Annotated in this window: 8 protein-coding genes; 7 read left to right on the top strand and 1 reads right to left on the bottom strand. The window is 67.0% G+C overall.

What is annotated here, in order from left to right; translation table 11 throughout:
* Positions 1–33 precede the first annotated feature (33 nt).
* Positions 34–2667, top strand: a complete 2634-nt coding sequence (locus FDY95_RS04035; RefSeq protein ID WP_138075413.1) for an SGNH/GDSL hydrolase family protein — start codon at positions 34–36, stop codon at positions 2665–2667.
* Positions 2668–2753: 86 nt separating this feature from the next.
* On the opposite strand, the gene FDY95_RS04030 is transcribed toward FDY95_RS04035, so the two are convergent.
* A complete protein-coding gene (locus tag FDY95_RS04030) occupies positions 2754–3797 on the bottom strand; it encodes a LacI family DNA-binding transcriptional regulator (RefSeq protein WP_138075412.1) in 1044 nt (347 codons plus the stop codon).
* Between the two features lie 233 nt (positions 3798–4030).
* Between FDY95_RS04030 and FDY95_RS04025 the strand changes: the two genes are divergently transcribed.
* The 6 genes from FDY95_RS04025 (at position 4031) to FDY95_RS04000 (ending at position 14291) form a co-directional block, all read left to right on the top strand.
* Positions 4031–4627 carry an RNA polymerase sigma-70 factor gene (locus FDY95_RS04025; protein WP_171025519.1) on the top strand — a complete coding sequence of 199 codons (597 nt, stop codon included), beginning with the start codon at positions 4031–4033 and terminating at the stop codon, positions 4625–4627.
* 611 nt (positions 4628–5238) lie between these two features.
* The gene (locus FDY95_RS04020; protein WP_138075410.1) at positions 5239–6246 is read left to right on the top strand and encodes a FecR family protein; all 1008 of its coding nucleotides are present in this window, start codon (positions 5239–5241) and stop codon (positions 6244–6246) included.
* Positions 6247–6302: 56 nt separating this feature from the next.
* Positions 6303–9761 (top strand): SusC/RagA family TonB-linked outer membrane protein, encoded by a 3459-nt coding sequence (locus FDY95_RS04015; protein ID WP_138075409.1) that lies wholly within the window; start codon positions 6303–6305, stop codon positions 9759–9761.
* A 23-nt stretch (positions 9762–9784) separates the two neighbouring features.
* Positions 9785–11245 (top strand): RagB/SusD family nutrient uptake outer membrane protein, encoded by a 1461-nt coding sequence (locus FDY95_RS04010; protein ID WP_138075408.1) that lies wholly within the window; start codon positions 9785–9787, stop codon positions 11243–11245.
* Positions 11246–11513: 268 nt separating this feature from the next.
* The gene (locus FDY95_RS04005; protein WP_138075407.1) at positions 11514–12785 is read left to right on the top strand and encodes a sugar MFS transporter; all 1272 of its coding nucleotides are present in this window, start codon (positions 11514–11516) and stop codon (positions 12783–12785) included.
* A gap of 27 nt (positions 12786–12812) precedes the next feature.
* The gene (locus FDY95_RS04000) at positions 12813–14291 is read left to right on the top strand and encodes a glycoside hydrolase family 30 protein (RefSeq protein ID WP_246073917.1); all 1479 of its coding nucleotides are present in this window, start codon (positions 12813–12815) and stop codon (positions 14289–14291) included.
* Positions 14292–14300: the final 9 nt, after the last annotated feature.

The following is a 14300-nucleotide window of genomic DNA, read 5'->3' as shown; positions in this document are numbered from 1 at the left end:
ATCCACCTGACAACTCAAAATCGACAACTGAATATGCGTAAACCTCTTCTCCTGCTAGCCCTGGGGGCTCTGACGTGGGGCTCGGCGCGGGCGCAGGCCGTGCGCTCGGTGCTGGCCGACTTCGGCCCCAACGACGTGACCAACGGCAACATCACGCCCAGCCCCGACGTCAACGGCAACTACTGGAACAACATCCTGAACCAGACCGGCGTGGCCGACACGTTCCGGCTGGTCGACAAAGCCAACGCGGCCACCGGCATCAAGCTCAAGGTGGGGGCCAACTTCCTCACCAACGGCATCACCACCGGCGGCCTGCTCGCGCCCGATCCGGCCCTGCTCGGCCAGTACGCCATTGCCACCGCCACCCAGGACTACTTCTTCCTGCAGGGCACCGGCGCCACCAGCGTGGGCTCGATGCGCATCAGCGGGCTGAACCGCTCGAAGCGCTACGTGTTCCACCTCTTCGGCAGCCGCGTGGCCACCGCCGAAACCCGCGTGACGCAGTACAAGCTCACCGGCAGCTCCGTCAACACCCTCTCGCTGACCACCACCGGCACCAATGTGGGCGCCAACGGCTACGCCGGCAACAACAACACGCTGGCCCACTCCGACACGCTTACGGCCGACGCCAGCGGGGCCATCGTGCTCGAAGTCAGCAAGACCACCGGCATGTACGCCTACCTGAACCTGATGCGCATCGACGAGGTGCCCGGGCGCACGTCGACGGTGAACTACGCCTTCCAGAACACCGGCTTCGAGCTGGGCAACCTGACCTCGTGGACCACCGCCGGCAACGCGGCCGGCGCCACCGTGAACACCGCCACCAAGCACCTGGGCGCGTACGCGGCCAAGCTCACCGGCGCCAGCCTGGGCCTGCAGCAGCAGATCAGCTACCGCGCCGCCGCGGGCGTGACCAGCTACCGCCTCGGCGGCTATTTCCTGAACCCCAGCGGCACCGAGGCCCTGCGCGGCGCCCAGTCGGCCCACCTGGAGCTGCTCTACTACGACCAGGCCATGACCTTGCTCGGGCGCTTCCGCTCCGATTCGCTGGTGGCCACCTCGGCCCCCAACGCCTGGGTCCGGCTCGACGCCATCGGCACGATTCCGGCCAACACGGCCTTCGTGAAAGCCGTCGCCGTGTGGCGCAACGCCGCCGGGGCCGCCGGCAGCGTGTACTTCGACGACCTGGAGCTGGCGCCCTACACCCCCCAGAACCCCTACAAGCTGACCTACATCGGCTCGTCGGGGGCCTACGGCACGGGCGCTACCAACCAGCGCGGCTACACCACCCTCTACGCCGAGCTGCTGACGCGGCGCAGCACCGCCGGCCAGGGCGCGCCCTGGGTGACGGCCAACGTGTGCGTGCCCGGCAACAACACCGTGGACGTGCTCGGCCGCTTCGACCGCGACGTGCTGCCGCAGAACGGCAAGTACGTGATGATCGGGCTGGTGCTCGGCAACGAGGGCATCATCACGGGCGGACAGGCCACATTCAATCAGTTCCGCACCAACATGATTCAGCTCATCAACCTGGCGCGGGCGGATGGCTTGGTGCCCATCATCAACAACGGCTACACCCGCAACGACTACACGGCCACCCAGTACACCTTCACCCGGCAGATGAACGCGCTGATCCACGGCTGGAACGTGCCCAGCGTGAACCTGCTCGGCGGCGTGGACGACGGCAACGGCCGCTGGGCCGAGGGCTACTGGTGGGACGCGCTGCACCCCAACGACCGCGGCCACGCCGAGCTGTCGTACACCATCGTGCCCTCATTGATGGACGCGCTGAACGCCAACAAGGCCCTGCCCACCCGCCGCGTGAGCAACGGCATCGTGCTGCGCAACTCCGCCACGGCCCCGGCCGATATCATCCGCCTCACGCCCGAGGAAGTGGTGCACCCCTTCACCACCGCCATCCGCTTCCGGGCCACGCAGGCCGGGCGCCTGGTAGAAGTGCAGGACAGCGCCGGCCTGAGCGCGGGCACCATCCGCATTGCCAGCAACGGCAAAGTGGTGTACCAGTCGGCCAAGGGCAACACCATCAACGGCACCGTCACCGTCACCGACAACCGCTGGCACAAGCTGGTGCTGACCCACTACTACGCCCGCGGCGCCACCCAGCTCTACGTCGACAGCGTGCGCGAGGGCAACGTGCCGGAGCGCCTGCGCCCCACCCGCCTCGACCTGGGCGGCAACCAGGCCCCGGCCCGCCTGCAGCTGCGCGACTGGTTTTTCTACCGCTCGGGCATGAACCAGGACGAAATCTGGGCCCTGGCCGCCGACTCGCTGCTCAAGTCCAGCCAGGAGCTGTACGCCCCCCTGGACGGCCGCCGCGTGGTCAGCACCGACTCGCTGACCAACCTGGCCCAGAGCCTGAACACGCTCACCCGCGTCAGCAGCCCGCTGGCCGTGCGCGAATCGACCCAGGCGGCGCTGGTGAGCCTGTTCCCGAACCCGACCACCGGCGCGCTGCTGTTGCAGGCCCCGCTGCGCCTGGAAGGCGTGCCCGTGACGGTGTACGACCTGGCCGGCCGCGCCGTGCTGACGGCCCCGGTGCGCAACGGCCGCCTGAGCGTGGCTTCGCTGCCCGCCGGCCTCTACACCGTCACCTTCCAGCTGAACGGCGAAGCCATTCACAAGCGGCTGGTCAAGCAGGACCGGTAACGGTGCCCCTGGCTCACATCAACAGAAAAGGCGGCTGCCCGATTGGGGAGCCGCCTTTTTGCGTGTCGGACGCGGGCCGCGCGGAGCTAGTTCCTGGGCTTGCGCAAGGACGACTCGCGCACCAGCAGCTGGGGCTTGAGCACCACGTTGCGGGGCTGGGGCTGGCGGTGCTCGGCGGTGTGCTGCAGCATCTGCTGCAGCAGGCGCACGGCCGAAATGCCCATCGTCTCGCAGCCCTGGTCGACGCTGGTCAGGTTGGGCTCGGTGAGGGTGGTGAAGGTTTCGTTGCTGAAGCCGGCTACGGCCACGTCCTGCGGCACGCGCAGCCCGGCGGCTTGGATGACGCGCATGGCGCCCACGGCGGCCAGGTCGTTGGAAGCAAACACGGCGTCGGGCGGGGTAGGCAGCTCCCGCAGCAGGCGCTGCATGGCCTCGGTGCCGCCGGCCTGGCTCTGCTCGCAGAACACGATGAGCTGCTCGTCGAGGGGCAGGCCGTGGTCACGCAAGGCGTCGCGGTAGCCCTGGTGGCGGTTTTTGTGGATGCTCATGTGCAGCGGCCCCGAGAAGTGCGCGATGCGTCGGCAGCCCTGCTCGATGAGGTGCTGCACCACCTGGTAGGCGCCGGCGTGGTCGTCGAGCACCACGGCCGAGACGTTGGCCCCGCGGAAGTCCTCCACCACGCGGTCGAAAAACACCAGCGGCACGCCCTGCTGGCGCAGCTCCTCGAAGTGGCTGATATCCTGGGTGGTGTTGGCCAGGGACACCATAATGCCCTCCACCTGGTTGTGGCGCAGCAGCTCGATGTTCTTTTTCTCCTGGGCCGCGTCCTCGTTCGACTGGCAGATCATCACCGTAAAGCCGGCCTTGCTGGCCTCGGTGGCAATGCCATTGACCACCTGCGGGAAGAAATGCCCGGTAATGTGGGGCACCAGCACGCCCAAGGTGTTGCTGCGCCCGCGGCGCAGGGCCGCCGCCAGCTGGTTGGGCTGGTAGTTGAGCTCCTGGGCCAGCTTGCGCACCCGGGCTTTGGTCGCCTCGCTCACCTCGCTGTGGTCGGCCAGGGCCCGCGACACGGTGGAGGGCGACAGGTTAAGTTGTTTGGCCAGTTCCGTCAGGGACACCCGCTGCATCGTCGTCGTACGTTAAGTCAAGCTGCGCCCGTTGCGAAGCCGGCCTCCGAGCAAGGGACATTCAACCCTTGTAGCAGGCGGCGGCGCTTACCGGCGCAGTACCGGGCCAAGTTACGCCCCGCGCCCGATAATCGGCACGCCGAGCATCGGGTGGGCCCAAAATGGGATTTGGCGCCGCCGGCCGCGTGATTTTTTTGTTAATTTTAGTGCCCCTTTTCGAACCCTCTCCCCGAGTGGAAATAGCGCGTGACTTTTCTGAACTGGACTGCCTTCGACGGCTGCGGCTGGGCGACGAGCGGGCCTTCGACGCGCTTTTTCGGCACTATAGCGCGCTGGTCTACCGCTTCGCCTACAGCTACCTCAAGGCCCGGCCCGAAGCGGAGGAAATCGTGCAGGAGTGCTTCCTCAAGATATGGGAGAAGCGCGAGCAGATTCACGACGACGTGCCGCTGAAGGGCTACCTCTTCACGGTAGCCCACCACGCGGTGCTCAACCAGCTGCGCCGCCGCCAGCACCACCTGCGTTTCCAGGCCTACACCACGGCCGCCGCGCCGCAGCACGCGCAGGTGGGCAACGAAGCCGAGTTTGCCGAGCTGGAAACGCTCTACCGCACCGCCCTGGCCCAGCTGCCGCCCAAGCGCCGCGAAATATTCGAGCTGAGCCGGCAGCAGGGCCTCTCATACCCCGAAATAGCCGCCCAGCTCAACCTCTCGGTGAAAACCGTGGAAGCGCAGATGTCGCACGCGCTGAAATTCATGCGCGAGTATTTCCAGGCCCACGGCGAAGGCGCCGCCGGCCTGGTGCTGGTGCTCGTGGTGGCTGGCTTGTAAGTAGGGTGGTTGTTGGTAGGGGAGTGGCGCCTGGGGCGCCCCCCGAACGTCATGCCGAGCACAGCCGAGGCATCTCGCGTGCTGAATCTGAATAGAATTTGATGAAAGCCCGTCATCCTGAGGCGCAGCCGAAGGACCTTCCTCGCACCCTGCACCGCCGCTGCCTACGAAGTGCCTACGCTTTTTGGTTAACGCCAAAGCGCAGCCGCCACGTCCGGATGATGGGGCGTTGGTGGCTGCGCTTATCGGTTCGTGCGGGGTTAGAGGAAGGTCCTTCGTTCTGCTCAGGATGACGGGCTGTTTTTCCCTTTTCACCTATCATCCTCGGCCTACTCAGCAATCCAGATAACCTCCAAGAAGCGCCTTTTCGGCCTCAATCGCCGCATCAACGTGCGCGCACCGTGGCCGCCCGGCCACACTTTATCGGGCTGAGGCAGAACCTACTTAAAAATTTTTTCCGGGTGGAGTAGGGGGGATGCCCCCCAGCGGTGTAGTACTGCAAACGATTGGGGAATCCATTCCCAAACGTTTGGGGCGCTACCCCGCCGCCGGCCGTGCGTGCCCGGCGGCAAATCACCCGGTAGCAACGCCCTTTCCCAACACCTGACCCTATGCCCCTGGACATTACCCAAGACCTCTTCACCCGCTACGTGCAGGGCACCGCCACCGCGGCTGAGTCCGACGCCGTGCGCGAATGGCTGGCCCAGCCCGCCAACCAGCTGCTGGCCCAGCACTGGATGCGCCAGCACTGGGACGTGCTGGCCGAAGCGCCCGCCCAGCCCCTGGCCGACGAGCCCGACTACGAAGACCTGCTGGTGAACCTGCACGAGCAGCTGGGCTTCCGCCGCGAGGAGCTGCCCATCAGCAGCCCGTGGTGGCGCCGCTGGGCCGCCGCTGCGGCCGTGGCCCTCACCGTGGGCGCCGGCGGCTGGCTGCTGTACTCGCAGCGCGCCGCCACCCCGCAGGAACTGGCCACCGACTACGGCCAGACGCGCACTGTGCGCTTGCCCGACGGCTCGGAGGTGACCCTGAACGGCCACTCCAAGCTGCACTACGCCCCGAAGTGGACTGGCGAAGGCCCGCGCGAGGTGTGGCTGGAAGGCGAGGCCTACTTCTCGGTGAAGCACCAGCCCAACGACCAGCGCTTCGTGGTGCACACCCAGGCCGGCTTCAACGTGGAAGTGCTCGGTACCAAGTTCACCGTGTACCGCCGCCGCGAGCAGGCCCGCGTGGTGCTGCTCTCGGGTAAGGTGCGCATCGACTTCGAAGACCACACCCGCCCCGACGTCATTCTGAAGCCCGGCGAGCTGGTGGAAACCCGCGACGCCCAGCCCGAGGCCGTGGTGCACAAGGCCGTGCACACCGCCCCCTACGCCTCCTGGAAAGACGCCCGCCTGGTGCTCGACGAAACCAGCATCGGCGAGCTGGCCACCCGCCTGCAGGACACCTACGGCATCACGGTGGAAGTGCAGACGCCCGGCCTGACCGAGCGCAAAGTCACCGGCACCATGCCCGTGGGCGACCTGGACGTGCTGCTGCAGGCCCTGGAAGAAGCCTTCGACCTGCACGCCACCCGCGAGGGCAACCGCATTATTCTGGCCGACAAGGCCAAGCCCTAACGCCAGCCTAGGGCCGCCGCCCGACCTCCCGACGACATTCCCACACTTTTTCTGATATGAACGAGTCCTCTACGCCCCTGGGCCGGCTGCTGACGCGCCCGACCACCCTCACGGCGGGCATCCTGCTGCAGGCGCTGCCCCTGGCCGCCTCCGCGCAGCTGCTGGCCGTCAACCACGCCGGCGGCCAGCACCCCTCGGTGGTGCCGGCCGTGGCCGAAAGCGTGGCCCTGAAGTCGCTGCTGCGGCAGTGGGAAACCGAGTACCGCGTCACCATCTTCTACGAAAGCAACGTGGTGGGCAACAAGCGCGTGCTGCCCCAGGCCACCGGCTCGCTCGAAGACAAGCTCAGCGCGGTACTCCCGCAGGCCGAGCTGCGCTTCAAGAAGCTGCGCGACGACTACTTCGTGGTGGTGAGCGAGCAGACGACCGGCGCCGCGCCGGCCGCTGCGGCTACCACCAGCGGCGCCGCTACCGCCGACGTGGCCGTATCGGGCCGCGTGACGGGCGCGGGCGGGGAGCCCCTGCCGGGCGTGACGGTGCTGGTAAAAGGCACCGCCATCGGCACGGCCACCAACGCCGACGGGCAGTTCGCGCTGAACGTGCCCGAAAACAGCACCCTGGTCTTTACGGCCGTGGGCTACGTGCGCCAGGAGGTGCCGGTGAGCGGCGCGGCTTCGGGCCTGAGCATCACCCTGCAGGAAGACCTGCAGGCGTTGAGCGAAGTGGTGGTGGTGGGCTACGGCACCCAGTCGCGCGCGGCGCTGACCACCTCCGTGGCCTCCGTCAACGGGGAAGCCCTGACGCGGCAGCCGGTTGCCGGCTTCGACCAAGCCCTGCAGGGCCAGGCGGCCGGCGTGCAGGTGACGGCGCCCTCCGGCGCGCCCGGCGCGGGCATCAACGTACGCATCCGCGGCACGGCCACCACCGGCCTGAATCCCTCGCCGCTGTACGTCATCGACGGCGTGCCGGTGCTGCCCACCTACGAGCAGGAGCTGGCCGTGGGCAGCCAGCGCCCCAACCCGCTGAACGCGCTCAACCCGAACGACATCGAGAGCATCGACATTCTGAAGGACGGCGCGGCGGCGGCCATTTACGGCCTGCGCGCGGCCAACGGGGTAGTGGTCATCACCACCAAGCGCGGCAAGGTGGGCAAGGCGCAGGTGGGTCTGAACATGTATTTCGGCCGGCAGACGCTGCGCAAAAAGCTGGACGTGCTCAACGGCCCGCAGTTTGCCGCCCTCTACAACGACATTCGGCAGAACGCCGGCTTCGGCCCGGCCTATTCGCTCGATACGGTGCGCACCACCACCGACTGGCAGGACGAAATCTACAGCCCGGCCAACATGCAGAACTACCAGCTGAGCGTGGGCGGTGGCACCGACAAAACCCGCTACTACCTGGCCGGCGGCTACTTCAAGCAGGACGGCATCAGCCTGAACTCGGGCTTCAACCGCTACACCTTCAAGCTCAACCTCGACCAGCAGCTCAGCAACCGGTTTCGGGCGGGCACCAGCTTGAACTTCAGCCGCACGCTGAACAACAACAGCACCCGCAGCGAAAACGGCGCCGGCAACTCGGGCACCGTGCTCGGGGCCCTGGCGCAGGTGCCCACCATTCCGGTGCGCTACGCCAACGGGCAGTACGCGGTCAACCCCTTCGACATCACCTTCAACAACCCGGTGGGCAACATCCGGGAAACCAGCAACAAGGCCCTGATTTACCAGGTCATCGGCAACGTGTACGGGGAGCTGGACCTGCTGAAGAACCTGACGCTGCGCTCCACGGCGGGCATTGATTTCCGCACCCAGACGGAAAACTACTTCCAGACCCTGAACTACCCCGGCACGGCCAACGCGGCCCCGGACGTGCGCGGCGTGGCCAACACGGCTACCAACCAGCAGCTGATCTGGCTGCAGGAAAACACCCTGACCTACAAGCCCGAGTTGGGCGGCAGCCACGACCTGACGCTGCTGGCCGGCGAGTCGATGCAGGCTTCGGACCGCTTCACCTCCAGCGCCGGCGGCACCGGCTTTGCCAGCAGCGCCGTGCCCTACGTGGCCAACCCGGCCAAGTTCACCACGCCCAGCAGCTACCAGGACCAGTGGGGCCTGGTGAGCTACTTCGCCCGCGCCATCTACAACTACGACCAGCGCTACCTGGCCACCCTCAGTCTGCGCGCCGACGGCTCCAGCCGCTTCGCGAAGGGCAATAAGTTTGGCTACTTCCCGGCCCTGGGCCTGGGCTGGCGCATCTCGAAGGAGGGCTTCTTCCCGCAGACCAAGGCGGTGTCGGACCTGAAGCTGCGCGCCAGCTTCGGCGCCAACGGCAACCAGGAATTCTACACCTACCAGCGGTTCCCGCGCTTCGGGGTGGGCAGCAACTACCCCGGCCTGGCCGACCTGGTGCTGCCCGGCATTGCCCAGACCGACATCGGCAACGAGAACATCAAGTGGGAAACCACTTACCAGTACAACGCGGGCGTGGACCTGGGCCTGCTGGCCGACCGCCTCACGCTGACCCTGGACGTGTACCGCAAAGACACCAAGGACCTGCTCACGCTGGTGGACATTCCGCTGAGCACCGGGGCCGCGTCGCTGCAGGTGCTGCAGAACCTGGGCAGCATCCGCAACCAGGGCGTGGAGCTGGGCCTGAACACGACCAACGTGCAGGCCCCCGACAACGGCTTCGGCTGGACCACCAACCTGAACGTGACCGTGAACCGCAACAAGGTGCTCGATCTGGGCCAGGTGCTCAACAACGAAGGACGGCTGGAAGACCGGCGCCTGCCGGGCGGCAACGGCTTCGTGCTGGTGGGCCAGCCCCTGGGCGTGTTCTACGGCTACCAGGTGGAGGGCATCATCCAGACCCAGGACGAGCTGAACGCGCTGAACGCGAAGTCGCCGACCGGCAACTACCAGTCGTCGAGCACGGCCCCCGGCGACATCAAGTTCCGCGACCTGAACGGCGACGGATTCGTGAACGATAAGGACCGCACGGTGATTGGCAACCCCAACCCCAAAGCGGTGGCCGGTGTGACCAATACCTTTACCTACAAAGGGTTGGAGCTGAGTGTGTTCTTCCAGGGTAGCTTCGGCAACGACATCTACAACCAGAACCGCGAAACGCTGGAGGCCATGTCGTCGCCGCTGAACCAGACCACCCGCGTGCTGGACCGCTGGACGCCCACGCACACCAACACGCGCGTGCCGCGCGCCATCCTGGGCGACCCGAACGGCAACGCCCGCTACTCCGACCGCTTCATCGAAGACGGCTCCTACGTGCGCCTCAAGAACCTGACCCTGGGCTACACCGTGCCCTCGGCCCTCACCCGCCGCGCCGCCATCGGCAGCCTGCGCCTCTACGTGACGGCCCAGAACCTGATTACCTGGACGGATTACTCCGGCTACGACCCCGAGGTAAGCTCCGCCCCGTTCTCGACCACCGGCCAGGGCCGCGACTTCGGCGTGTACCCGCAGGCGCGCACCTACATCGCCGGCCTGAACGTCACTTTCTAAGCCGCTAGCCCCGCCCCATTCCCATGAAAAAAGTACTGATTCCCGTGGTGTTGGCCGTTGCCCTGCTCAGCGGCTGCAACGTGCTGGACAAAGAGCCGCTGACGGCCATTGCCCCCTCGAACTTTTTCCGCACCGCCCAAGACGCGGAGGCCGCCATCACGGCCTGCTACGACGGGCTGCAGCGCAAGGGCTGCTACGCCGAAGTGCAGAACCTGATCGGCAACATGCCCTCCGACGACTGCACCAGCCAGAACGGCGACGTGCGCACCCTGGAAACCATCAACTGGAACGCCTCCACCGGGCAGGTGTACGACGCCTACCGCGACCCGTACGCGGCCATCAACCGGGCCAACGCCGTGCTGAAGTACGTGCCGGGCATCGAGATGAACCCCGGCCGCCGCAACGAAATCCTGGGCGAGGCCCGGTTTGTGCGGGCCCTGTGCTACTTCAATCTGGTGCGCCTATACGGCGGCGTGCCGCTGCGCCTGCTGCCCACCGAAACCGACGCCGCCGCCGAGCTGAACCTGCCCCGCGCCACGGCCGAGGAGGTGTACGCGCTGCTCATCGGCGACCTGACCACGGCCGAAAGCCTGGTGCCCACCAGCAACCCGGCCCGTGCCACCCGGGGCGCCGTGAATGCCCTGCTGGCCCGCGTGTACCTCACCCGGCGGCAGTGGGCACCGGCCCGCCAGGCCGCTGCCAAAGTGCTGACGAGCGGCTCTTACTCCCTGCTGCCGAGCTTCAACGCCCTCTTCCCGGCCGACAACAAAACCGAATCCATCTTCGAGATTCAGTTTTCGGGCAGCGCCGACGCCGGCACCAGCAACACCCTGCCCGACATCATCCTGCCGAACCCGCCGGCCACCTACTCCTTCCAGAAGTTCAACATTCCGACGGCCGAGCTGCTGAGCGTGCCCGACCAGGCCAACGACCTGCGCTGGAGCGACCAAGGCGTGGTGAATGCCGGCCGCAGCCACGCCAGCTACGTGGACCGCGGCCCCGGCAGCGGCAACGACAACGGCCCCTTCGTGTACAAGTGGCGCAGCAACGGCAACGGCTTCAACTCCTCGGACAACTACTACGTGCTGCGTCTGGCCGAAGTGTACCTGGCCTACGCCGAAGCCGCCAACGAGGAAGCCGGCCCGTCGCAGGATGCGCTGGAACACCTGAACATGGTGCGGCAGCGCGCCGGCCTGCCCGGCCTGCAGCTCACCGACCCCGAAGCGGCCAACAAGCAGAGCCTGCGCCGCGAAATCGAGAAGCAGCGCCGCCTGGAGCTGGCCTTCGAGGGCGAGCGGTGGTTCGACCTGATCCGCTACGCCCGCCACGAAACCGCCGACGCCAGCGCCGACCACGCCGTGACGGCCCTCGACGTTATTGCCCAGTTTCACAACGGCACGCGCGACCCGAACTACCTGCTGTTCCCGATTCCGCTGGCCGAGCTGAACACCAACACCCAGATTCAGCAGAATCCGGGGTACTAGCGTGGTCCGGACCGGGCAGTAGCCGGACGGGAAATAGTGCGTCTGACTACTGCCAGCCCGCTACTGACTACCAATCAAACAGCCGTTCCGGGGCAGCGGGGAACAGGGGAATGAGAATAACCCTGCCCTGGGACGGCATCTTTTTGTGCAGAAGGGGAACCGTAGGGTCCGACCCGCCGGCCTGGCGCCGTGAGGTGAGTGGCAGGGCGCCACCGCCGGCGGGTTTCCCTTCCTGACTTCCTGCTGCTTTTTCCTCTTTCGACTTTCTATGGCTCCTGGCATTATCACGCTGGCGCCGGCCGACACCGCGGCCGCTCCGGCCACCGGCACCGCGCCGCGCTACTCTTCGGCCCTGGCCTCGCTGACGGTGCTCTTCTTCATGATGGGCTTCATCACCTGTCTGAACGACATCCTGATTCCCTACCTGAAAGCCATCTTTCAGCTGAGCTACACCCAGGCCAACCTCATCAACCTCTGCTTTTTCGGGGCCTACTTCGTGATGGGCATTCCGGCGGGCCGGGTGGTGCAGCGCCTCGGCTACAAGGGCGGCATGCTGCTGGGCTTCGTGGTGGCGGCGCTGGGCTGCTTCCTGTTTTACCCCGCCGCCGACAGCCATTCGTACCCCTTGTTCCTCGGCGCCCTGTTCGTGCTGGCTACGGGCGTGGTGCTGCTGCAGGTGGCCGGCAACCCCTACGTGGCCGTGCTCGGGCCGGCCCGCTCGGCCCCGGCCCGCCTCACGCTCACCCAGGCCTTCAACTCGCTGGGCACCACCGTGGCCCCGCTGCTGGGCTCGGCCCTCATCCTCTCGCGCCTGCCCGACCTCGACGCGGCCCGCGCCGCCGAGGCCATCGACGTGCGCGCCGTGCAGGTGCCCTACCTGTGCATCGGGGCGGTGCTCATCGTCATCAGCGTGCTGCTGGGGCTGATGAAGCTGCCCGTCATTCAGCACGAAGAAGGCGCCGAAGACCACGCCGGCCGCCGCGCCTGGCACTACCGCCATTTGGTGCTCGGCATGGTGGGCATCTTCGCCTACGTGGGCGGGGAAGTGGCCATCGGCTCGCACATCGTGTCGTACCTGGGCCTCTCGGACGTGATGAACCTCTCGCCCAAAGCCGCCGGGGAGCAGATTGCCTACTACTGGGGCGGGGCCATGGTGGGCCGCTTCATCGGGGCTTACGTGCTCAACAAATTCAACCCCGGCCGGATGCTGGCCCTGAACGCGGTGGGCGCCGTGCTGCTACTTGTGGTATCGATGCTCACGCGCGGCGAACTGGCCATGTGGGCGCTGCTGGCCGTGGGGCTGATGAACAGCATCATGTTCGCCACCATCTTCACCCTGGCCGTGGCCGGGCTCGGCCGCCACACCAGCGCCGCCTCGGGCCTGCTGAACGTGGCCATCGTGGGCGGGGCCGTGGTGCCCATGCTCTTCGGGCTAGTGGCCGATGCCGCCTCGCTGCGTTTGGCGCTGCTGCTGCCGGTGGTCTGCTACCTCTACATCATGTGGTACGGCCTGCAGGGCCACGTGCGCCGCACGGCCTAAGATTTTTCCGCTTACCCCGACTTCAACGTGTCTACGCTTTTCTCCGTCCGCTTTACTGCTTCTGCCGGCTGGCTGCTGGGCGCGGCCCTGGCCGTAGCGCCCCTGCACAGCCACGCCCAGAAGCCGGCCAAAACGGGCGCGGCCAAAACGACCCAGGCCACCAAAGACGGCAACGCCGCCACGCTCTGGCTGACCACGCCCGACAAAGCCCAGCTGCTGCGCCAGCAGCCCGGCAAGCTGGCCTTTAAGCCCGCCGCCGCGAAAACCGTGGCCGGCCCGGTTATCGAGCTGAACGACGCGCAGCAGTACCAGAGCATCGACGGCTTCGGCTACTGCCTGACGGGCGGCTCGGCCGAGCTGCTGCACCGCATGGGCGCGGCCGAGCGGGCCAAGCTGCTGCGCGAGCTGTTCGCCACCGACGCCGCCAACATCGGCGTGAGCTACCTGCGCCTGAGCATCGGCGCCTCCGACCTCGACGCGCAGGTGTTCAGCTACGACGACCTGCCCGCCGGCCAGACCGACCCGGAGCTGAAGCAGTTCAGCCTCGCGCCGGACAAACAGCATCTGCTACCGGTGCTCAAGGAAATCCTGGCCATCAACCCCCGAATCAAGCTGCTGGGCTCGCCCTGGTCGCCGCCGACGTGGATGAAGACCAACGGCGAGTCCAAAGGCGGTTCGCTGAAGCCGGAGTTCTACGACGCCTACGCCCGCTACTTCGTGAAGTACGTGCAGGACATGGCCGCCGAAGGGGTGCGCATCGACGCCATTACCGTGCAGAACGAGCCGCTACACCCGGGCAACAACCCCAGCCTGCTCATGCCGGCCGAGCAGCAGGCCGAGTTCATCAAACAAGCCCTCGGCCCGGCCTTCAAAGCCGCCCGGCTAGACACGAAAATCATCGTGTACGACCACAACTGCGACAAGCCCGAGTACCCGCTCACGATTCTGAAAGACCCCGAGGCGGCCCAGTACGTCGACGGCTCGGCCTTCCACATGTACGCCGGGCAGATCGAGGCCCTGAGCCAGGTGCACGACGCCTTCCCGCAGAAGAACGTGTATTTCACCGAGCAGTGGATCGGGGCGCCGGGCAAGTTCCCGGGCGACCTGGCCTGGCACGTACGCACGCTCATCATCGGGGCCACGCGCAACTGGGCCCGCACCGTGCTGGAGTGGAACCTGGCGGCCGACCCGCAGCAGAACCCGCACACGCCCGGCGGCTGCACCGAGTGCCTCGGCGCCCTCACGCTCGACGGCAACGCGGTGACGCGCAACCCGGCCTACTACATCATCGGCCACGCCAGCAAGTGGGCCCGGCCCGGCTCGGTGCGCATCGGCTCCACCACGCCCGACAAGCTGCCCAACGTGGCCTTCCGCACGCCCGCGGGCCAGCACGTGCTCATCGTGCTCAACGACGCGGCCGCCGCGCAAGCCTTCCGCATCCGCCTCGGCGGGCGCGACGCGGCCACCCAACTGCCGGCCGGGGCGGTGGGCACCTACGTCTGGTAACTGCTTTCA

Origin of the sequence: Hymenobacter jeollabukensis, assembly GCF_005771675.1 — a bacterium.
GTDB classification, from domain to species: Bacteria; Bacteroidota; Bacteroidia; order Cytophagales; family Hymenobacteraceae; genus Solirubrum; species Solirubrum jeollabukense.
The sequence above is the reverse complement of the archived record's forward strand: the minus strand, read 5'-3'. Positions and strand labels throughout refer to the sequence as shown.

Excerpts from the sequence above, each read along its gene's own strand:
- FDY95_RS04035 (WP_138075413.1), top strand. The coding sequence starts at position 34 with ATGCGTAAACCTCTTCTCCTGCTAGCCCTGGGGGCTCTGACGTGGGGC.
- FDY95_RS04015 (WP_138075409.1), top strand. The coding sequence starts at position 6,303 with ATGAACGAGTCCTCTACGCCCCTGGGCCGGCTGCTGACGCGCCCGACC.
- FDY95_RS04010 (WP_138075408.1), top strand. The coding sequence starts at position 9,785 with ATGAAAAAAGTACTGATTCCCGTGGTGTTGGCCGTTGCCCTGCTCAGC.
- FDY95_RS04020 (WP_138075410.1), top strand. The coding sequence starts at position 5,239 with ATGCCCCTGGACATTACCCAAGACCTCTTCACCCGCTACGTGCAGGGC.
- FDY95_RS04005 (WP_138075407.1), top strand. The coding sequence starts at position 11,514 with ATGGCTCCTGGCATTATCACGCTGGCGCCGGCCGACACCGCGGCCGCT.
- FDY95_RS04030 (WP_138075412.1), bottom strand. The coding sequence starts at position 3,797 with ATGCAGCGGGTGTCCCTGACGGAACTGGCCAAACAACTTAACCTGTCG.